Annotated in this window: 18 protein-coding genes and 1 riboswitch; of the genes, 8 read left to right on the top strand and 10 right to left on the bottom strand. The window is 50.4% G+C overall.

The window, feature by feature from the left end:
- Positions 1–17: 17 nt before the first annotated feature.
- Positions 18–680, bottom strand: coding sequence for a septum site-determining protein MinC (gene minC, locus BZG14_RS04050; protein WP_069361430.1), 663 nt, complete (start codon positions 678–680; stop codon positions 18–20).
- Between the two features lie 269 nt (positions 681–949).
- Between minC and BZG14_RS04045 the strand changes: the two genes are divergently transcribed.
- Together BZG14_RS04045 and BZG14_RS04040 are read left to right on the top strand one after the other, a co-directional pair.
- Positions 950–1,225 (top strand): YcgL domain-containing protein, encoded by a 276-nt coding sequence (locus BZG14_RS04045; protein WP_069361431.1) that lies wholly within the window; start codon positions 950–952, stop codon positions 1,223–1,225.
- A gap of 11 nt (positions 1,226–1,236) precedes the next feature.
- Positions 1,237–2,208 carry a lytic murein transglycosylase gene (locus BZG14_RS04040; RefSeq protein WP_077485596.1) on the top strand — a complete coding sequence of 324 codons (972 nt, stop codon included), beginning with the start codon at positions 1,237–1,239 and terminating at the stop codon, positions 2,206–2,208.
- Between the two features lie 51 nt (positions 2,209–2,259).
- Here the strand turns inward: BZG14_RS04040 and BZG14_RS04035 are convergent, their stop codons facing one another.
- The gene (locus tag BZG14_RS04035; RefSeq protein WP_069361433.1) at positions 2,260–2,685 is read right to left on the bottom strand and encodes an H-NS family histone-like protein; all 426 of its coding nucleotides are present in this window, start codon (positions 2,683–2,685) and stop codon (positions 2,260–2,262) included.
- A gap of 271 nt (positions 2,686–2,956) precedes the next feature.
- Positions 2,957–3,138, top strand: a riboswitch (Lysine riboswitch).
- Between the two features lie 88 nt (positions 3,139–3,226).
- Between BZG14_RS04035 and BZG14_RS04030 the strand changes: the two genes are divergently transcribed.
- Both BZG14_RS04030 and BZG14_RS04025 read left to right on the top strand, forming a co-directional pair.
- Complete coding sequence (locus BZG14_RS04030) at positions 3,227–4,810, top strand: Na+/H+ antiporter NhaC family protein (RefSeq protein WP_077485598.1); 1,584 nt, start codon at positions 3,227–3,229, stop codon at positions 4,808–4,810.
- 107 nt (positions 4,811–4,917) lie between these two features.
- Positions 4,918–5,499: a thymidine kinase gene (locus BZG14_RS04025; RefSeq protein WP_046073529.1), complete on the top strand. Its 582-nt coding sequence runs from the start codon at positions 4,918–4,920 to the stop codon at positions 5,497–5,499.
- A 77-nt stretch (positions 5,500–5,576) separates the two neighbouring features.
- On the opposite strand, the gene cspD is transcribed toward BZG14_RS04025, so the two are convergent.
- Positions 5,577–5,798 carry a cold shock domain-containing protein CspD gene (gene cspD / locus BZG14_RS04020; protein WP_046073528.1) on the bottom strand — a complete coding sequence of 74 codons (222 nt, stop codon included), beginning with the start codon at positions 5,796–5,798 and terminating at the stop codon, positions 5,577–5,579.
- 808 nt (positions 5,799–6,606) lie between these two features.
- Between cspD and clpS the strand changes: the two genes are divergently transcribed.
- Both clpS and clpA read left to right on the top strand, forming a co-directional pair.
- Positions 6,607–6,927, top strand: coding sequence for an ATP-dependent Clp protease adapter ClpS (gene clpS, locus BZG14_RS04015; protein WP_046073527.1), 321 nt, complete (start codon positions 6,607–6,609; stop codon positions 6,925–6,927).
- Positions 6,928–6,972: 45 nt separating this feature from the next.
- Positions 6,973–9,228 carry an ATP-dependent Clp protease ATP-binding subunit ClpA gene (gene clpA / locus BZG14_RS04010; RefSeq protein ID WP_077485600.1) on the top strand — a complete coding sequence of 752 codons (2,256 nt, stop codon included), beginning with the start codon at positions 6,973–6,975 and terminating at the stop codon, positions 9,226–9,228.
- A gap of 61 nt (positions 9,229–9,289) precedes the next feature.
- Here the strand turns inward: clpA and infA are convergent, their stop codons facing one another.
- From infA to ald, 7 genes are all read right to left on the bottom strand, one after another.
- Positions 9,290–9,508: a translation initiation factor IF-1 gene (gene infA, locus BZG14_RS04005; protein WP_021022425.1), complete on the bottom strand. Its 219-nt coding sequence runs from the start codon at positions 9,506–9,508 to the stop codon at positions 9,290–9,292.
- Between the two features lie 129 nt (positions 9,509–9,637).
- Positions 9,638–10,363 (bottom strand): arginyltransferase, encoded by a 726-nt coding sequence (locus BZG14_RS04000; protein ID WP_108743515.1) that lies wholly within the window; start codon positions 10,361–10,363, stop codon positions 9,638–9,640.
- On the bottom strand, positions 10,363–11,073 hold the full coding sequence (gene aat, locus BZG14_RS03995) for a leucyl/phenylalanyl-tRNA--protein transferase (RefSeq protein ID WP_077485603.1): 711 nt from the start codon (positions 11,071–11,073) through the stop codon (positions 10,363–10,365). Before aat ends, BZG14_RS04000 begins: the two co-directional genes overlap by 1 nt.
- Positions 11,074–11,087: 14 nt before the next feature.
- The gene (gene cydC / locus BZG14_RS03990; protein ID WP_077485605.1) at positions 11,088–12,806 is read right to left on the bottom strand and encodes a heme ABC transporter ATP-binding protein/permease CydC; all 1,719 of its coding nucleotides are present in this window, start codon (positions 12,804–12,806) and stop codon (positions 11,088–11,090) included.
- Entirely contained in the window at positions 12,799–14,568 is a 1,770-nt protein-coding gene (gene cydD, locus BZG14_RS03985) for a heme ABC transporter permease/ATP-binding protein CydD (protein WP_077608038.1), read from the bottom strand. The genes cydC and cydD overlap by 8 nt, the downstream gene beginning before the upstream one ends.
- Positions 14,569–14,645: 77 nt before the next feature.
- Positions 14,646–15,608, bottom strand: a complete 963-nt coding sequence (gene trxB / locus BZG14_RS03980) for a thioredoxin-disulfide reductase (protein WP_069361441.1) — start codon at positions 15,606–15,608, stop codon at positions 14,646–14,648.
- Between the two features lie 119 nt (positions 15,609–15,727).
- Positions 15,728–16,852, bottom strand: a complete 1,125-nt coding sequence (ald, locus tag BZG14_RS03975) for an alanine dehydrogenase (protein ID WP_077608037.1) — start codon at positions 16,850–16,852, stop codon at positions 15,728–15,730.
- Positions 16,853–17,018: 166 nt separating this feature from the next.
- On the opposite strand from ald, the gene lrp reads away from it, so the two are divergent.
- Positions 17,019–17,513 carry a leucine-responsive transcriptional regulator Lrp gene (gene lrp / locus BZG14_RS03970; RefSeq protein ID WP_046073519.1) on the top strand — a complete coding sequence of 165 codons (495 nt, stop codon included), beginning with the start codon at positions 17,019–17,021 and terminating at the stop codon, positions 17,511–17,513.
- Between the two features lie 234 nt (positions 17,514–17,747).
- Positions 17,748–20,516 carry a DNA translocase FtsK gene (locus tag BZG14_RS03965; RefSeq protein ID WP_077608047.1) on the top strand — a complete coding sequence of 923 codons (2,769 nt, stop codon included), beginning with the start codon at positions 17,748–17,750 and terminating at the stop codon, positions 20,514–20,516.
- The last annotated feature ends 6 nt before the right edge of the window (positions 20,517–20,522 follow it).

The raw sequence follows: 20,522 nt of genomic DNA, 5'->3' as shown, positions 1-20,522 counted from the left end.
TCCTCTTCCTTATTCTCTTATAGCGTGAGGGGGTCAATGTGTAAGCTTTCTTGATTAAGCGAGACCATAGAAGGCCGCTCTATATGTTCTGATGGAATTTTATCACTGAGCCAATAGCTTCCTGCTACCGACAATAATTCTGACTGAAGGTTCTGACAATAAATACGCGCTTGTTTTTGTCCACTTGCACCGGCAATGGCTCGGCCACGCAAAACGCCATAGATATGAATACTGCCATCGGCAATCACTTCCGCGCCGGCACTCACATGATTGAGGATCACCAAGTCGGCGTTTTTTGCATAGATTTGCTGACCTGAACGCACAGGGGCGGTGACCACTTTTGCAGGCGGCTGAATCGGATCGGCAACTCGGGATTGCTTGCTCGACTTGAGCACGGCTAATTGCGCATCCAGCGCAAGCTCACGTGTATCATTGTGGGTGACGCCGGTCAGCCCAACGAGAATCATGCCTGTGGCTTGTAAGCACTGCTTTAAGGCACCGATATCAGGGCATTGTGATAGACGGCTAATGTCAGCGACAACAGGAGCGCCTTGAAAAAAGGCCGGTGCTTGGGTGACTTTCTCTGTCAAAACATTGGCAGCGGCAGCAAAATTATCGTCAACGAGGTGGAGGACGGAAAGGGTAAAGGTTGAGCCTTTCAACTCCGGTTGTTTGAGCATGTTATTCGATCCCGGTTTTGTCATTTAAACACGAGTCAGACGCGCATTATCAGACGTTGGATAGCATGGTATATTCACAGCGCCAATGCGGCAAGCAGGGTTTGCCGTTGATGCGGCATTTCTCCCTTTAATGGTGTTTTTTTAACATTTGAATGAGAAATGGCAGCAGAAACGTGTTTTGACACACTTTGCTGCAAAGCTTAACAAACCTTTACCCCAAGATGACAATCTATCGCCTGTAATATGGCACGCTCATGAGGACTTTTGAGATGTATTGCGCAATTTATCGTAGTAAAAAGAAAGAAGGCACCTATCTTTATCTTGCAGAGAAAGATAAATTTGATGATGTGCCCGAGGCACTCATGAATAGCTTTGGGCAGCCCGAATTTGCCATGATGATCAACTTAGACAAGCGCGATAAACTGGCAGCAGTTGACATCAATAAGGTTAAACAAAGCCTGCAAAGTGATGGCTTTTTTGTGCAATTGCCTCCGCCACCTGACGCGGCATTGCAGGCCATTCGTAATAAAAACGAAAAACTGTAAAAAGGATGACTATGCGCAAAGGTATGATTTCAGCCTCTATCGCGGCGGCACTCTTGGTGAGCCCTGTGATGGCCAAGCCCGGATTCGAGCAGTATGTGACCACCTTAAAAGCCGAAGCACGTGAGGCGGGCATCAGTGATGCGTTACTTGAGCGTGCCTTTAAGGACGTTAAATACCATGAGCGTGCAGTCAGCTCCGATCGAAATCAACCTGAGCGACGTCTCACGCTGGATGAGTATATTCCGCGTGCTGTGCCTGATTGGAAAGTCGCTCAAGCGAAACAACTGTATCGTGAACATTACGACACTTTGAAAGCCATTGGTGAGCAGTACCAGGTTCAGCCGCGTTTTATTGTGGCTTTATGGGGTGTAGAAAGTAATTTTGGCAAACTTCAGGGTAGTTATAATGTCATTGAAGCCTTATCAACATTAGCCTTTGATGGCCGTCGTGAGGCTTTTTTTCGCAAAGAGACCATGGCCGCACTGACGATATTAGAGCAAGGGCACATTGCGCCTGAAGCGATGAAAGGCTCTTGGGCTGGGGCGATGGGTCAATGCCAGTTCATGCCGAGTTCGTTTATTAACTATGCGGTCGATGGAAACCAAGATGGCAAAAAAGATATTTGGCAAACGGAAGCTGATGTCTTTGCGTCTGCTGCAAATTACTTAAAAAAAGCGGGATGGGATGATACCTACACGTGGGGACGGCAGGTACAGATCCCTGAAGGCATCGATCGTACTTTGCTTGGCACCAACAGTGAGAAAGCACACTCATTGAGTGAGTGGCAGACGCGTGGGGTACGGCGAATGAATGGTCAGGCGTTACCGGCCGTCGATATCAACGCTTGGTTGATTCAGCCTGATGATGGTAAAGGCAGGGCTTATCTTGTTTATAATAACTACCAGAGCTTATTGAAATGGAATCGCTCGCACTACTTTGCGTTAGCGGTGAGCCATTTGGCGGACAGAATTAAATTTGGTTAAGGGATAAAAAAAAGAGGCTGAGCGCCTCTTTTTTTATGCGGGAATATGGACTTAGGCTTCCTGACCTGGGATGAGGAAGTCTTCTTGCTTGGCCGCGCCGCTTTCAATCGCTTCGCGAATCACTTTAGGCATGCGGCCTTGGCCCGTCCAGGTTTTTTGTGAGCCATCTTCGCCCGTATATTGATATTTTGCTGGACGTGTTGCGCGTTTACCCGATGCTTTACTCTTCGAAGCACCACCTAACAATGCCACGATTTCTTCTGGGCCAATACCGTCGGCTTCTAACATAGCACGGTATTTTTCTAACTTCTCTAAACGTTCTTTTTCTTTTGCCTCGGCTTGACGGTCAAGCTCTTTACGCTCTTCGACAACCGTTTGAAGTTTTTCTAATGCTTCATTAAGTTGTTCGGTTGACATTTCTTTGGCAAGTGCGCGCAAGCTACGCAAATTGAGTAAGGCTTTCATTGCATCAGACATTATTGGTTCCTATTTGATTTATATGTTAATTGAAAGAATGATAGCAGTATAATTGAAATATACAATATGGCCTATATTAATACGTCATATTGCGCATTAATTGCAAGTTAACTGCAAATTTGACTTTAATTCTATTGTCTTTTTGAAGCGAATGTCTAAAAAAATAGAAGATGAGACGTATTTTATTGGCATCGCGTAAGCTGGGGTTTAGTCGATGCTTTTTCAACCATAAAGAGTTGCGATGGTAAGCACGTTGTGTAGAATGCACCACGCTTAACGTAGAGGTGCGTTGTTTATCAGTCGTGCACAAGAGGGTGATTCCGATGAGAGTGCATAAAAGGAAGCAACGCCGAAGCCAATCAGGTCATCACACCGATTGAGCTGGGGCTGTTACCGAATAGGGGCAGCACTGCCATAGTACTTGGAAATACACTATGGAGCGCTACTGTATGTAGGAGGCAAGCTGTTTGCCGTGYGATACCACGCCTTACCGTCTTCATTTCTGCAGTAGATCTCCAACCACCTGGTTGACACTGAGATCATGAACTTAACAGATTTTTCTTCATCCGCTTTATCACTGCTTCCCCCTTTATTGGCTCTGGGCCTCGCGATTGCTACACGACGGGTTTTATTGTCCTTGGGTATGGGAATCGTACTGGGTACGGTATTACTGACCGATTTTTCTATCCTCTCTTCCGGACAGTACCTGCTTGAGGTGATTACTGGGCTATTTATCGCTGATGGAGGCTTAAATAGTTGGAACTTAAGTATTCTCGCGTTTCTTATTTTACTCGGGATGATCACCGCGCTTCTGTCTCTTTCTGGAGGTACCCGCGCGTTTGCCAATTGGGCGCAAAGCCGGATCAAGAGTAAACGTGGGGCGAAACTGCTCGCGGCGTTTCTCGGCGTATTTATCTTTGTTGATGATTATTTCAACAGCTTAGCGGTGGGGGCCGTCTCTCGCCCCGTCACAGATAGGTTTCACGTCTCGCGAGCGAAACTGGCTTACATTCTTGATTCCACGGCCGCCCCTATGTGTGTGATCACGCCGGCATCAAGCTGGGGGGCTTATATCATTACCGTGATTGGCTCTATTTTGGTGGCACATGGCGTCACGGATTACACGGCGCTAGGGGCATTTGTCACCATGATCCCAATGAACTTTTACGCCATTTTTGCCTTGCTGCTAGTGTTTGCGGTGGTTTGGTTTCAACTGGATATTGGCCCGATGCGTCAGTTTGAATATCAGGCGAAAAAAGGCAGTCGACTGGGCGATGAAAGTGAAAACTGCGCTGATATTTGCGACGACCTAGGGATTGAGGAAAGTGATAAAGGCAGCGTGGCTGATTTGGTCGCCCCCATTATTGTACTCGTCGTGGCGACGGTGGGTGCAATGTTATATACCGGCGGGTTGGCATTGGCAGCCGAGGATCAATCCTTTTCTCTGCTCGGGGCGTTTGAAAATACCGATGTCGGGATGTCATTGCTATGGGGTGGACTCGCGGGTTTAGCCGTATCCTTGGTGATGACAGCGAAACAAGGTATAGCGGTATCAGATATTGCGAAAACCCTTTGGGTGGGCGCAAAGTCTATGTTTGGCGCTATCCTCATTCTGTTATTTGCTTGGTCGATTGGTCATATTATTGGCGACCTACAAACAGGTCAATATTTGTCGTCCTTAGTGGAGGGGAACTTACCGGCGCAACTCTTGCCTGTAGTGCTCTTCTTGTTGGCGGCAGTGATGGCCTTTGCCACAGGGACGTCGTGGGGAACGTTCGGTATTATGCTTCCTATCGCGGGCGATCTTGCCGCGGCGACAGACATTGCACTGATGCTACCTATGCTCTCAGCAGTATTGGCAGGGGCGGTATTTGGCGATCATTGCTCACCGATTTCTGATACCACTATCTTGTCTTCAACAGGGGCACGATGTGGACATATTGACCACGTCGCGACTCAGCTCCCTTATGCCATTGGTGGGGCGATTGTCTCAACCGTCGGCTTCGTGGTGTTAGGCTTTACCGCGTCACTTCTCTGGTCATTGGTGACGACCGTGTTTGCGTTCGTTGCACTATGTGCTGGGTTAATGTGGCTTAAAAAGCGCCCGTGTAAATTGGTCGGTTAATTATCTAGCCTCGCCTTGGCGGGGCTTTTCTTTTTCTGCTAGTGCGGTAGCATGCCTGTTTATTTAATCCAGCTCGCCCACAATGGGCATTAGGTGTAGAGACAGTTATGGCTCAGTTATACTTTTATTATTCGGCAATGAACGCGGGTAAGTCGACCACCTTGTTACAATCGGCCTTTAACTACCAAGAGCGCGGTATGCAGCCTCTACTTTTTACCGCCGCGATTGATAACCGCTATGGGGTTGGAAAAATCAGTTCGCGAATTGGCTTAGAAGCTGATGCCCACCTGTATGACAATCAAACGTCGCTGTTCGAACACGTCGCGACCATCTTGGCGCAAGAGAAAGTTGACTGTTTATTGATTGATGAGAGCCAATTTTTAACCAAACAGCAAGTGCTCGAGCTGACTGATGTGGTGGATAAGCTGCGGATCCCCGTATTGTGCTACGGGTTAAGAACAGATTTTCGTGGTGAGCTGTTTGAAGGGTCACAATACTTGCTGGCGTGGGCCGATAAGCTCGTTGAACTGAAAACCGTGTGTCATTGTGGGCGTAAAGCGAGCCGAGTCATTCGCCAAGATAGCGAAGGCAATGCCATTGCCGATGGTGATCAGGTGGTGATTGGAGGCAATGAACGGTATGTCTCTGTGTGTCGCCGACATTACAAACAGATGCTCGGCTTACTCTAGACAGGATTGAGTGCGGTAAAGAACAACAAAGGCGAGCCGTAAGCTCGCCTTTTCTATTTGGCCGACCGGATTCAGCGCTATTTCGCCGCTTCTTGATCGACTGGCACAATTTCACTGGCATGGTAGCCTTTGGGTCCTTCCTGAACCTCATAGTTGACGGTTTGTCCCGCCTTTAATGTCTTATATCCGTCCATCTGGATGGTAGAGTAGTGGGCAAACACATCGCCTTCCCCTTCTACCGGACAAATAAAGCCAAATCCTTTTGCATTGTTAAACCATTTTACTGTACCAGTTTCCATGCGACACATCCTTCTTGCATCAAACTTTGCATACCTGTGATAAACGCGTTCATTTCACCTCGTCAATTTGACCAGCGCGGTACTGTCGCACCCTCACCCTTGCCAATGAACAGAAGTGATATGGCGAGTTTATCGACCACATGTTCCACTTTAGTAGATACTTTTAGGCAGTCAAGTGTGGGGTATAACTTATAACAGTAATGTAATATCAAATCGAAAAAGTGTGAGGAAGTGGCAATTATTCATTCAGAAACAGACATCTTAGTTGCATAGTTTTTTAGGGTTTTCTCCAGATGTTTTCGCTATTAAAAAAGTGTGATTGCAGTGATAGATATGCTATAACAGGCCGTAACTATTACTTTTTATTCTAATAACTGGCTCTTTTCCTCCTTAAGTGTATGGATTAGTGTGAGCGCTATTGGCATGATTCACGCAGTCTGCCTGCTTAAAAATGAAAATGAAGTGAATATTCTCGAGTCGAGAGAGATGTGTGTCTATGCTCACCTATCACGCTTGATGCGATCCGCTAACCGGCTTGTCGTTAGTCGGCATGCCTTAATTTTTATGCATTCTAGTGCAGGCACGAATGGTAGGTTTTTGTCGTACTCAGTGAACGAAATTCTGCGCGAGAGACTAGTGTGTAATACGGTGATTAACAATTGCTCAGGCAAACGATGTTCGCAATGAAAAGGTTGCTGGAATACAATCTGTGGCTTAACTTTAAGTATAGGTGGACGGGAAACGTGGATGGCAGTAGTGCCCCGCCACATCACTTACCGAGACACCCTAACAATGCATTGAATGAGTTATGAGTAATTGGAACCAGTGGGGTTTGCCTGACGCAGAGGCCGAATCGTCAGAAAAAACAAAGTTGCAACCGCCATCAATGTACAAGGTGGTGCTAAATAATGATGACTACACTCCGATGGAGTTTGTGATCGATGTGCTCCAGACGTTTTTTGCCATGGATGTGGACAAAGCGACGCAAGTCATGCTGACGGTGCACTATGAAGGAAAAGCGGTCTGTGGCGTATTTACCGCCGAGGTTGCTGAAACGAAAGTGGCACAGGTAATGATGTATGCCAAAGAGCATGGCCATCCGCTACTGTGCACGATGGAGAAAGCTTAGCCGACTCCATCACGCTTTAGCGCGGTTTTTGAGGGAGGTGCCTTTATGCTTAACAAAGAACTTGAAGCCAGTTTGAATGGCGCGTTTGCGCGAGCGCGTGAAAAACGCCACGAATTCATGACGGTGGAGCACCTGCTTCTCGCGTTGATCGATAATGCGGCCGCGCACGATGCGCTGGTCGCGTGCCGTGCAGATTTGGAGGCGCTGCGCAAAGAACTTGATGCGTTTATTGAGCAAACCACACCGCTAATCCCTGCGGACGATGAGTCGCGAGAGACGCAGCCAACGCTGAGTTTCCAGCGCGTACTCCAACGAGCTGTTTTTCATGTGCAGTCATCCGGTCGTAGCGAAGTAAGCGGGGCGAACGTGTTGGTGGCGATCTTTAGCGAACAAGAATCCCACGCCGCTTATCTGCTTAAAAAGAACGACGTGAGTCGCCTTGACGTGGTCAACTATATCTCTCATGGCACCACGAAAGATGAAGGCGACGATCTACCCAGTAGTGACATGGGGGCTGATGAGGCCGGTGCGGAGCCGGGTGAAGATCGTTTGGAGAACTTCGCAACCAACCTTAATCAGCTTGCACGTGTTGGCGGCATTGATCCACTCATCGGTCGTGATAAAGAGCTTGAACGCACCATCCAGGTATTGTGTCGCCGTCGCAAGAATAACCCCCTGTTGGTTGGCGAAGCTGGGGTCGGTAAAACAGCGATTGCGGAAGGGCTCGCGTGGCGCATTGTTGAAGGGCAAGTGCCAGATGTGATCAAAGATTGCGTGATTTATTCGCTCGATATTGGCTCTTTGCTCGCGGGCACCAAATACCGTGGCGACTTTGAAAAGCGCTTTAAATCGATCTTAAAGCAACTCGAAAAAGAGGATCACGCGGTACTCTTTATCGATGAGATCCACACCATCATTGGCGCTGGTGCGGCGAGTGGTGGCCAGGTCGATGCCGCAAACTTGATTAAGCCGCTATTGAGTAGCGGAAAGTTACGCTGTATTGGCTCGACGACCTACCAAGAGTATGGTTCTATCTTCGAAAAAGAGCGGGCACTGGCGCGCCGTTTTCAGAAAATCGATGTGATTGAGCCCTCTATTGATGACACCACCAAGATTTTGATGGGTCTGAAGCCGAAATATGAGGCTCATCACGAAGTGCGTTACACCAACAAGGCGATTCGTGCCGCGGTCGAGCTGTCGGCAAAATACATTAATGAGCGTCATTTGCCAGATAAAGCGATCGATGTGATTGATGAGGCGGGGGCGCGGTGTCGTATGGCGCCAGCCAGCAAACGCAAGAAGACGGTCAATGTCCCTGACGTTGAGAGTATGATTGCGAAAATGGCCCGTATTCCTGAGAAGTCGATTTCGTCGTCCGATAAAGACGTGCTGCAATCACTGGATGACAAGCTCAAAATGCTGGTGTTTGGTCAAGATACTGCCATCACGGCGCTGTCTGAAGCGATCAAGCTGAGCCGCGCAGGCTTGGGCGATGATAACAAACCGGTCGGCTCGTTCTTGTTTGCCGGACCTACCGGGGTTGGTAAAACCGAGGTCACGGTACAATTGGCCCGCGCCATGGGTATTGAGCTGCAGCGCTTTGATATGTCGGAGTACATGGAGCGTCACACAGTGAGCCGCTTGATTGGCGCGCCCCCAGGCTATGTGGGGTACGATCAGGGTGGGTTGCTGACTGATGCGGTGATCAAGCACCCATACAGTGTGGTGCTGCTTGATGAAATCGAGAAAGCGCATCCAGACGTGTTTAACTTGCTCTTGCAAGTAATGGACAATGGCACCCTGACTGACAATAACGGGCGCAAAGCCGATTTCCGCAATGTCATCTTGGTGATGACCACTAACGCCGGCGTCGCCGAGACGGTGCGTAAGTCTATTGGCTTGATTCAGCAAGATCACAGTCATGATGCGATGTCGGAAATTAAGAAGGTGTTTTCGCCAGAGTTCCGTAACCGCTTGGACAACATCATTTGGTTTAACCACTTGGATGAACAGGTTATCTTGCAAGTGGTGGATAAGTTCATTGTTGAGCTACAAGCCCAACTGGACGCCAAAGGGGTGTCGCTTGAGGTGACGTCAGAGGCTAAGCGCTGGCTAGCGGAAGAGGGCTATGACAAGGCTATGGGCGCACGGCCGATGGGACGTGTTATCCAAGATAACTTGAAAAAGCCACTGGCTAACGAGCTGCTGTTTGGCTGTCTGGTTAACGGGGGGACAGTTCGTGTGGTATTGAAAGATAACCGATTGGACTTCCAATTCAGTGATCAAATGGAGCCGGCTTAATCGGTTCGAGAAAAAGCAAAACCCGGCATCGCTGCCGGGTTTTTTGATCGCGTTCGGAGGATTAACGCGAACGGAAAACGATGCGACCTTTGGACAAATCGTAAGGGGTCATTTCAACCGTGACTTTGTCGCCGGTCAGGATGCGGATGTAGTGCTTACGCATCTTGCCTGAAATGTGGGCAGTCACCACGTGACCGTTTTCTAGTTCTACACGGAACATAGTATTAGGCAACGTATCGAGTACGGTGCCTTGCATTTCAATTACGTCTTCTTTTGCCATTGAATCCTCTTAGGCCTCTTCTGGTAGCCAATTTTTTGACCGACAGATAATGCCTCTATTCTGAAAGTCTGTAAAGTTCGGGTGCGAATTTTACCCTGTTGGGGCGCTCCTTGCTAGAAAAAATAGCCACTATTGTGGAATAACCGGCCAGGTAAACGCCCGCCACTGCTGGTTGATAAAGCGTTGATGTGGATAATAGTCTGCTTTGTAGCGCATTGCTGAGCAGGCATCGATTTGATAGCCCAGATAGAGCCAAGGTAATCCGAGTGAGTTCGCCAGTTGTAGTTGTGCTTGAATACTGACGCGTCCGAGTGAGAAGCAGTGCTCTGGCTCGAAAAACGTATAAAGTGCACTTAACCCGTCGTCGACGACATCAGTTACGGCGATGGCAACCAGCGTAAGTTGGTGATGATCGCGTTGATACAAATGGATAAAGCGCGGGGATAACCAGTCACTACCGATAAAGTCGAGAAACGCTTGGCGCTTGGCAGGATACATATTGCCATCGGCATGGCGAGCGGCGATGTACCGTTGAAAGAGCGCAAACCAGTTAGCATCAAGCTGATCGCTCACTTTAACCTCTAGACGATTGAGCTGGCTTCGATGACGCTTTTGGCTTTTTGAGGGTTGATATTGGTTCACATCAATCCGAATCGCTTGGCAAGCCTGACATTGTGGGCAGTGCGGCCGGTAAATAAGGTTGCCACTACGACGAAAGCCAGCAGCTAATAGCGCGGCATATTTCTCGGGCGTGTGGTAATCCGCCGACATTACCACCGCCAGTTGCTCTTCCTGATCAGGCAAGTATTGGCAAGATGCTGCAGGCGTGACGCCAACTTGGATTCCCACACTCATTATGCTCTCCAATCTGCGATCTGCTGCGGTTGGCTGCTCTGGATAATGGGCTGGTCACGGTGTGCTTGCAACGCGGTGATAAACGCGTCTCGGGTCCAAGGTCTGGCACCCAAAGAGGCTAAATGTGGCGTCATCATTTGGCAGTCAATATAACGGCCACCCTGCTGCGCAAAATATTGACTGAATTGCCAAAGTGCAAATTTAGAGGCATTGGTGGCTTTGGAAAACATGGATTCACCACAGAATACGCGGCCCACGCAGACACCGTAAAGCCCGCCGACAAGCTGTGCGCCGTCCCACACCTCGACACTGTGAGCATCCCCTTGCTGATGAAGCTGGCAGTAGGCAACTTGCATCTCATCGGTAATCCAGGTCTGCTCAGGCCCACGAATGGCCGCACAGGTAGCAATCACCGTCTCGAATGCGCGATTGAGCGTGATGGTATACGCAGACTTTTTGGCGGCTTTACGCAAACTGCGACTGGCATGAAAATCAGAGGGCTTAATCACAGCCCGTTCACTTGGCGACCACCACAATAAAGGATCATCTTCGCCAAACCAGGGGAAAATACCACTGCGATAAGCCGACATTAGCCGCGCAGGTGATAGATCTCCCCCAATGGCGAGCAAGCCATCGGGGTGAGAGAGCGCTTCGCTCACGGGCGGAAAGCGAAAGTCATCTTGCGCTAAAGGCGGTAAAAAAAGGGTCATATCACACGCTCTCGTTACAAGCAGCTCATGAGTTGCGCATAGCGACCGTTACGTGCCAGCAAGTCTTGATGTGTGCCTTGCTCAATAATGCGGCCAGCATCCATTAAACACACAGTGTCCATATGTGCCAAACCAACCAATCGATGGGTAATGATCACCACGGTTTTATCCTGACAATGGTCTTGCAGTAAGGATAGGATCTCCGCCTCGGTTTGCACATCTAGGCCTTCGGTTGGCTCATCAAGTAACATAACCGGCGCAGGGTGCAAGAGGCCACGAGCAATCCCCAAGCGGCGGCGCTCGCCGCCTGAAAGCTGTCGTCCGCCATCGCCCAGCCACGCATCGAGTCCTTGACCCTCTAACAGTCCACCCAAGCCAACGCGCTGCAAGACAGTGGCGAGGGCATCGTCTGATGCCTCTGGGCAAGCCAGGGTGAGGTTGTCGCGCAGTGTGCCGTTGAACAGATCAACACTTTGCGTCACCACAGACATGGCGTCACGCAGCGCGGTTTCTTGCCATTGCGTGAGCGGCACCTCATCAAGGGTGATTTGACCTTGCGTGGGATCCCACGCCCGGGTAAGCAAGCTCAATAAGGTTGATTTGCCACATCCCGTTCTTCCTAACAGGGCGAGTGTTTGTCCTGGTGTGATGCGAAGAGAGATGTTTGAAACCGCGTCTTGTGCTGCGCCTGGGTACTGGTAACTGACATTATCAAAGCTAATATCGCCCACAGCAGGGCCAGTATGTCCTTGTGAGGGGAAGGGGACACTGGGCGCGCGCTCCGTGATCGCATTCAGTCGTTTCGCGGCGGTAAGCGTTTTGCCGAGGTATTGGAAGGCGGCAGTGATCGGCATCATCAACTCAAAACTGGCCATGGTCGTAAAGGCCACCATAGCAATCAGGGGGCCAGGCCTATGATCACCGACACCATCTGCCGCCAGCCAAATCATCGCCACCAGTGTTAGCCCTGTGGCCGCGACGAGCACAGCATTGGCTAATCCGGTGATGCGCGCCATATTGGCTTGTGCGTGCAGCATGGCTTGCTCGCTGTCATCGATGCGGGCGCGATAGCGATCACGTGCGCCAAATAAAGCCAGCTCGGCGTGGCCTTGTAACCAATCAAGCAGTGCGATGCGCGTGGCTGCATTTTGTTCCAACTGTGCACGGCCTTGATCATTACCCAAGCGATAAAAAAGGATCGGCAGCCCAATCAGTAACCCGAGCAAGATCAGTCCAAGCGCCATGCCAAGCATTGGGTCAAACCAACCTAGGAAGAAACTTACCGCCAGGATGCCCACGATACCAACCACCATCGGGCTGACTAGGCGTAGATAAACGTGGTCCATGGCATCGACATCGGCGACCATGCGATTAAGTAAGTCGCCATCACGCATATTCAGCCCTTGACCAGGAACTAATGGGGCGAGTTTACGAAAAAATGATACGCGTAAATCGGCCAATAGTTTGAAGGTGGCATTGTGGCTGACCACACGTTCAGCCCAACGGCCGAAGGTACGACCAATGGAAAAGCCACGCACACCGGCGGCGGGCAGCATGTAATTAAAGGTGGCAAGGCCCGCCAGGCCGGCGACAGCCGCAGCGGCAATAAACCAACCGGAGAGGGTGAGTAGGCCAATGGCGGCAAACAAGGTAGCAAACGCCAGCACCATACCTAGACTCAAACCGAACCAGTGGCGCTTATAGAGGCGGAGATAGGGCAGTAGTTCACGCATCGAGATTTCTCCTATCGGCGGAAGCCAGCATCTCAGCCAGCGGGCCGGTTTCAGCGAGAGTATGATAGGGGCCTTGTTGTACTAACTTTCCGTCCATCATCACCCAGACTTGGTCACTGTGGGCGAGCGAGTCTAAACGGTGCGACACCTGGACACAGGTCTTGGCTTGGGTTGCCCCACTCAAGGTTTCTAGCACGCGGTTTTCGCTATGTGCGTCTAGGCTTGCGGTTGGCTCATCCAGTACCCAGAGCGCACCATCTTGTAATAGCGCTCGCGCGACCGCAATACGCTGTGCTTGACCCACTGATAACCCGCCATTTCGGTCACCGACAGGATGCRCCAAGCCATCGGTCAGCCGCATCACGAACTCATCCACGTACGCTTGGGTCATCACTTGGTTGATGGTCTCAGGCGTTGCCTCAGGGTTAGCGAGGGCAATATTGTCGCGAATACTGCCATGGAAAAGTTGTGGGTTTTGCCCGACCCAGCTTATCGACTGACGCCAATGCGTTAAATCAAGTTCACTGCGTTCATAGCCATTAATGGTGAGGCTACCACGGTAGGGCAGAAAACCAAGCAGAGCGTTAAGAAGGCTAGATTTGCCCGCGCCACTGACGCCAACAAGCGCAACCTGTTCACCGGGTTGGATAGAAAAGCACATTGGCCCTGCCAATACGTGACCGTCGGGACTGAGTACCTCCAGGTCGTGCGCGATGATAGTGACGGTGGATAAATCAGGTGTGGCTTCACCTTGGGTGCCGGTATCTGGCTGGGCATCGAGAAATTCCACGATCGACTCGGCCGCCCCAATTGCTTGTGCCTTAGCGTGATAAAAGGTGCCGAGATCGCGCAATGGCTGATAAAACTCGGGGGCCAGCACTAAGACGAATAAACCGGTAAACAGCGAAATAGAGGCACCATAGTGACCAAAATCAAGCTCACCAATAAAGCTAAACCCAAAATAGACGGCGACAACGGCAATGGAAATGGCGGTGAAAAATTCCAGCACGGCCGATGATAAAAAGGCCAGGCGCAGCACTTCCATTGTTCGTTGGCGAAATGTGTGTGATGCGAGATGAAGCTGCTCGGCCTCCGCTTCAACGCGATTAAACAGCTTGAGAGTGGGCAGTCCACGTAAGCGGTCGTAGAAGTAACCGGATAAACGTTGTAGTGCCTTAAAGTTTTTCCGGTTGGCATCAGCGGCTTTAATGCCAACTAAGGCCATGAAAAAGGGGACCAGCGGCGCGGTGACTAAAAAGATCACGCCCGACGCCCAATTTATTGGGAAAACGGCAACCAAGATCACCAAGGGGATCAGCACGGCGATGGCCATTTGCGGCAAATAACGGGCAAAAAAGTCTTGTAACTCTTCTACTTGCTCTAAAATCAGGCTCGCCCAGCTACCTGCTGGGCGTCCTTGAATGCTCACCGGCCCCAACGCCTCGAGGCGATTCAGGATTAAATGACGAATATGTTGGCGAATCACTTCACCACAGCGGTAGCCCGTTTGCTCTTTGGCCCAGCTGCATGCTGCACGTGCTAATACGACGCCAGCTAACGCCAGAAAACTGGGGAGTAGGGTGAATTTATCCGTTTGTTCAATAATCAATTGGTGCAGCAGGTGGGCGAGAAGTGCTGCTTGGGCAATCAAAAGCACACCGGAGAGGAGTGCAATATTAATCGTCGCAACTAACCAGGGTTTGGCTAACGTGCTCTGCGACTTGAGCCATTGGGTTAGCGCCCGCTGTTTAGATTTATCCATATCGTCTTATTGTTTTATGAGAGCCTACAAATAGGCTGGGCAGGCCACCGAATGGCGGCCTGCATGAGAGCGTGGGCTTACTGATTATTCGCCAAGGCGTCGAGATAGCGCTCGGCATCTAATGCGGCCATACAGCCGGTGCCTGCAGAGGTTATCGCTTGGCGATAAACATGATCCATCACATCACCGGCAGCAAACACACCTTCAACGCTGGTTTGAGTGGCATTGCCATTGAGGCCCGACTCGACCTTGATGTAGCCATTTTCCATCTCTAATTGACCCGCAAAAATATCGGTATTAGGTTTATGGCCAATTGCAACAAACACACCCATCACATCCAGTGTTTCGGTTTCATCACTTTGGGTGTCTTTCAAGCGTGCTTGGGTCACACCCATTTCATCGCCTAGTACTTCATCGAGCACGCGATTAGTGTGTAGCACGATATTACCGTTCTTCACTTTATCCATCATGCGGTCAACGAGGATTTTCTCGGCACGGAAGGTGTCGCGACGATGAACAACATGCACTTCTGAGGCAATATTTGATAGGTACAAGGCCTCTTCGACCGCGGTGTTACCACCCCCGATCACCGCGACTTTTTGGTTGCGATAGAAAAACCCATCACAGGTGGCGCARGCTGAGACACCGCGTCCTTTAAAGGCTTCTTCAGATGGAAGGCCAAGATATTGCGCAGAGGCACCGGTAGAGATAACCAATGCATCACAGCTGAACTCACCATTATCGCCTTTTAAGCGGAACGGACGAGCGGATAAGTCCACTTCGTTAATGTGATCAAAGATAATCTCAGTCTCGAACTTTTCCGCATGGGCTTTCATACGATCCATCAAGGCCGGTCCTGTCAGTCCCTCAGGATCGCCAGGCCAGTTTTCAACATCCGTGGTGGTGGTCAGCTGGCCACCTTGTTGCATTCCGGTCACCATCACGGGGTTTAAGTTAGCGCGCGCGGCGTAAACAGCGGCGGTATAGCCAGCCGGGCCTGAACCCAGGATCAACAGGTTCGCATGCTTAATGTTACTCATTCACGTCTCCGAGCAGGAAAAGAGGTTCGTTTTTTGAATGGACTGATTGTAGGTAAATTAGAAAGGTAAAGAAAGGGCACCGTGATGGTGCCCTCGATTTCTATGATTGGTGTGGCCGATTAATGCGCGGCCTTTAGTGCGTCCATGGCATCAACATACGGCAACTCAAAGCCTTCTGCGACCTCTTTGATGGTCACTTGACCGCCAATCACATTCAGACCGTTGCGTAGGTGCGCATCTTCTACCAAGGCATCGCGATAGCCTTTATTCGCCAGTTTGACGATATATGGCAGCGTGGCGTTGTTCAGTGCGACGGTAGACGTGCGGGCCACCGCGCCAGGCATGTTGGCGACACAGTAGTGAACGACATCATCGACGATATAGGTGGGATCCGCATGAGTGGTCGCGTGTGAGGTCGCGAAACAGCCGCCTTGATCAATAGCCACATCCACAACCGCTGCGCCGGGCTTCATACGCTTAATGTGGTCTTCGTTAACCAGTTTGGGGGCGGCCGCACCTGGGATCAGTACCGCACCGACAACCAGATCGGCGTTCAATACGTGCTGCTCTAAGGTTTCTTCTGTGGAGTAGACCACTTTGGCACGTCCTTGGAACTCTTCATCGAGGCGACGTAAGGTATCGACATTTTTGTCGAGAATCGTGACGTCAGCACGCAGACCAACGGCCATACGAGCGGCGWTCGAGCCGACGACACCACCGCCGAGTACCACGATTTTCGCAGGCTCAACCCCGGGCACACCGCTGAGCAACATGCCCGAACCGCCGTGTGATTTTTCTAGCGCTTGTGCACCTGCTTGAATAGACATGCGGCCGGCGACCTCAGACATAGGCGCAAGGAGTGGCAATCGACCTTTAGAATCTGTTACCGTTTCGTAGGCAATACAGATGGCTTTACTTTTAATTAAGTCTTCTGTTTGCGGAAAATCTGGTGCAAGATGCAAATAGGTGAACAAAATCTGTCCTTCGCGGAGCATCGCACGCTCAACGGCTTGTGGCTCTTTTACCTTGACGATCATTTCTGCTTTCGCAAAAACGTCAGCAGCAGTGGGAAGGATAGACGCGCCGGCGGCTTTATAGTCGTCGTCAGAGAATCCAATACCATTACCTGCGTTGGTCTCGATGTAAACAGAGTGGCCGTGAGAAATAAGCTCGCGAACACTCGCGGGTACCATACCAACGCGGTACTCATGGTTTTTGATTTCTTTTGGAACGCCAATGATCATGCTGTCACCTCGTGTTTATTCAGTGTTATCGGCTGGCTTTTTATTGATATTGTCAATTTTCAGGCTAGTATAAAGGCAATAAACCAGTATTTGATGCTAAAGATCATTTAGATGTTATTTAATTTGGTATATCTTTTTGCAAGGAAGTAACAAGGTGGAATAAAAAATGGTAGATACCAAAAAAAAGCCCTCCAAGGAATTGGACCGCATTGACCGCAACATCCTGAACGAGCTTCAAAAGGATGGGCGAGTCTCTAACGTTGAGTTATCAAAACGTGTTGGTCTTTCTCCTACCCCCTGTCTAGAACGTGTACGACGTCTTGAACGTCAAGGTTATATCCTTGGCTATACAGCACTGCTTAACCCCCAGTATTTGGATGCATCACTGTTGGTGTTTGTCGAAATCACACTCAACCGCGGTGCGCCTGATGTGTTCGAGCAATTTAATAAAGCCGTGCAAACGCTTGAGGATATTCAAGAGTGCTCGTTAGTGTCAGGGGATTTTGACTACCTGCTTAAAACACGAGTAGCGGATATGTCAGCTTATCGCAAGTTATTGGGTGAAACCTTGCTGCGTTTACCCGGTGTGAATGACACTCGCACGTATGTGGTGATGGAAGAGGTGAAACAGAGTAATCATCTGGTTATCCATACCCGTTAGCCAGGTGATAAAATGGGGTGCGACGCACCACTTGTCGAGACTGAAGCCGAGCGTCATGCTCGGCTTATTTTTTGTGCGGATAGCACAAGATTGTGTGATATCTCGGTAAAGATTTGGCGTAGGCAGGCATCATGCCTGCCCTCACGGCATGAATGTGATAAAGTCAGGGCAACATAAGCAAGCCTCAGAGTAGGATGAGGAATGCGGTTCACGAACAGTATTAAACAGGTGATGATGGAGTTTTCTTTACGTCGGGAGCCCAAAGCGGCTCGTGCTAAAGCGCGTTTAGATGGCGTTCAGCGATTAAAAGAGTGTGGGTTTATTTTGGTGCTCGCGGCAGCCGTGTTCACCATGGTCGCCCTATTGTCTTTTAATCCGGCCGACCCATCCTGGTCGCAAACTGCCTGGCATGGTGATGTCCACAATGCAGCAGGTGCCATGGGCGCGTGGCTCGCCGATAGTCTCTTCTTTTCGTTTGGTATCTTAGCGTATCCGCTGCCACCAGCGGCGATTCTCGGGGGGTGGGTGTTCTTGCGTCGCCGCAGCGACGATGAACCCATCAATTATACCATTATCGGCGCGCGTATCTTGGGACTGTTTATCCTGTTTTTAACCAGCTGTTCGTTGGCCGATTTGAATTTTGACGATTTTTGGCATTTTTCCTCTGGTGGTGTAATAGGGGATGTCACCAACAGTTTGGCACTGCCGCTATTTAATGTATTAGGGACGACCTTGGTGATGCTGTTTGGCTGGGCGGCCGGCTTTACGCTCTTTACAGGCATTTCTTGGTTGACCATTGTTGATAATCTCGGTGCCATGACACTAAAAGGCGTCACCTGGGCGGTCAATCGGGTTCGTGGTGACACGCCTACCGAGTTAGGCGTTCCAGACACCGACACACAGAGCACCGCAGCCAATGCGTCTGAGACAATGGAGCTCAGTGATTTACGTCGCTTGACACCGTCAGCGCCGGAGAAGGCGGAGAGTTCCGCCAACGATGAGCAGGCACAGAACAAGGCAGCGTCGCCTATTATCTTTGGTGGACAAGCGCGTTCGACAACAGACTCGGATGTTGCCGACGATCAGGGCGCTACCGATAGCGATGATGCGCAACCCGAGGAACCGTCATTGGGGCAGTGGCACCTTGCTATCGAGCATGAGGAGGAGCATGAAGAAGCTGCGCCTGTATTGTCTTCGCGCGTTGAGGTGGATACGCCACATCTTGATACTGGAACTGCTCCCTCTATTGAAACGGGCGAAGAGACACCATCTGATGATCTGCACAGTGCACCAATCGCATCGAGTCAGCATCACGCCGACACAACTTATGGCAATCAAGATGGGCTGTCCGAGCTTGAGCGTGCAGAACAAGCGAGCAGTGGCGCGGATGAGGAYGACGACCCCTTCCAAGAAACCATTCGCCAAGCACAAAAAAATCAGCAGCAGGCAGCTGGACTGGATCACCCGTTCTTAGTCAAAGATGAGCCGGATTTACCCACGCCGACAGAACCTTTCCCGACCCTCGATCTGCTTGACCCCGCTCGCCATACCGCAGAGCAGGCGACGCGTGAAGAGCTCGAGAAGATTGCCCGCTTGGTTGAAGCACGATTAGAAGATTTTAAAGTTCAGGCGCGCGTAGTGGGCGTATATCCAGGCCCGGTGATCACCCGTTTTGAGCTCGATCTTGCGCCTGGGGTCAAAGTTTCACGCATTTCTGGCTTATCTAAAGACTTGGCGCGTGCTTTGTCGACCACGGCAGTGCGTGTGGTCGAAGTGATCCCAGGAAAACCCTACATTGGCCTTGAGCTGCCTAATGAGCACCGGGAGACGGTGTTTATGTCCGAAGTGATTGGAAGCGAACGTTTTAAGAATAGCCACTCGCCGATTTCGGTGGTGCTGGGGAATGATATTGCGGGTGAAGCGATTATTACCGATTTGGGTAAAGCGCCACACATGCTGGTGGCCGGTACCACAGGCTCGGGTAAGTCGGTGGGCGTCAACGTGRTGCTGGTAAGTATGTTGTATAAAGCCTCACCGGAAGATGTGCGCTTTATCATGATCGATCCGAAAATGCTCGAGCTTTCGGTATACGAGGGGATCCCACACCTGTTAACCGAGGTGGTGACTGACATGAAAGATGCGGGGAATGCGCTGCGTTGGTGTGTGGGTGAGATGGAACGTCGTTACAAGCTGATGTCGGCGCTTGGAGTACGGAACCTAAAAGGCTTTAACGAAAAAGTAAAAGCCGCGGAAGCCGCCAATAACCCTATTCCCGATCCGCTTTGGAAGCCAGGTGACTCGATGGATGAGTCAGCGCCTAAACTTGAGAAATTACCGTATATTGTGGTGGTCGTGGATGAATTCTCCGATCTGATGATGGTGGTGGGCAAAAAAGTGGAAGAACTGATTGCGCGACTAGCACAAAAAGCGCGGGCAGCGGGGATTCATCTTGTGCTTGCCACTCAGCGTCCGTCCGTTGATGTGATTACAGGCTTAATCAAAGCCAACATTCCAACGCGGATGGCGTTTACGGTGTCTACTAAGACAGATTCACGCACCATTCTTGACCAAGGTGGCGCAGAGTCATTGTTAGGAATGGGTGATATGCTCTTTATGCCTAATGGCTCTAACCACCCCATCCGTGTACATGGTGCTTTTGTCAGTGATGAAGAAGTGCATCGTGTGGTGAATAACTGGAAAGCACGTGGTAAGCCACAGTACCTAGACGAAATAACCAAAGGGGATCAAGGCTCCGATAGCTTGTTGCCGGGTGAGGCGCCTTCAGGCGGAGAGGGTGAGGAGCTGGACCAGCTTTTTGACCAAGTGGTTGAATTTGTCACCGAAAGCCGCCGAGGCTCTGTCTCTGGCGTCCAGCGACGATTTAAAATTGGCTACAACCGGGCAGCGCGGATCGTGGAACAACTGGAAGCACATGGTGTCGTAAGCTCACCAGGCCATAACGGTAATCGCGAAGTTATCGCGCCACCACCACCCAAAGATTGATCGAAT

Source organism: Salinivibrio sp. IB282 (assembly GCF_001995685.1).
In the GTDB taxonomy this organism is placed as follows: Bacteria; Pseudomonadota; Gammaproteobacteria; order Enterobacterales; family Vibrionaceae; genus Salinivibrio; species Salinivibrio kushneri.
This window is presented reverse-complemented; position numbering and strand designations above follow the sequence as displayed.

Coding starts and splice junctions, on each gene's coding strand:
- minC (WP_069361430.1), bottom strand. CDS start 680: ATGCTCAAACAACCGGAGTTGAAAGGCTCAACCTTTACCCTTTCCGTC.
- BZG14_RS04045 (WP_069361431.1), top strand. CDS start 950: ATGTATTGCGCAATTTATCGTAGTAAAAAGAAAGAAGGCACCTATCTT.
- BZG14_RS04040 (WP_077485596.1), top strand. CDS start 1,237: ATGCGCAAAGGTATGATTTCAGCCTCTATCGCGGCGGCACTCTTGGTG.
- BZG14_RS04035 (WP_069361433.1), bottom strand. CDS start 2,685: ATGTCTGATGCAATGAAAGCCTTACTCAATTTGCGTAGCTTGCGCGCA.
- BZG14_RS04030 (WP_077485598.1), top strand. CDS start 3,227: ATGAACTTAACAGATTTTTCTTCATCCGCTTTATCACTGCTTCCCCCT.
- BZG14_RS04025 (WP_046073529.1), top strand. CDS start 4,918: ATGGCTCAGTTATACTTTTATTATTCGGCAATGAACGCGGGTAAGTCG.
- cspD (WP_046073528.1), bottom strand. CDS start 5,798: ATGGAAACTGGTACAGTAAAATGGTTTAACAATGCAAAAGGATTTGGC.
- clpS (WP_046073527.1), top strand. CDS start 6,607: ATGAGTAATTGGAACCAGTGGGGTTTGCCTGACGCAGAGGCCGAATCG.
- clpA (WP_077485600.1), top strand. CDS start 6,973: ATGCTTAACAAAGAACTTGAAGCCAGTTTGAATGGCGCGTTTGCGCGA.
- infA (WP_021022425.1), bottom strand. CDS start 9,508: ATGGCAAAAGAAGACGTAATTGAAATGCAAGGCACCGTACTCGATACG.
- BZG14_RS04000 (WP_108743515.1), bottom strand. CDS start 10,363: ATGAGTGTGGGAATCCAAGTTGGCGTCACGCCTGCAGCATCTTGCCAA.
- aat (WP_077485603.1), bottom strand. CDS start 11,073: ATGACCCTTTTTTTACCGCCTTTAGCGCAAGATGACTTTCGCTTTCCG.
- cydC (WP_077485605.1), bottom strand. CDS start 12,806: ATGCGTGAACTACTGCCCTATCTCCGCCTCTATAAGCGCCACTGGTTC.
- lrp (WP_046073519.1), top strand. CDS start 17,019: ATGGTAGATACCAAAAAAAAGCCCTCCAAGGAATTGGACCGCATTGAC.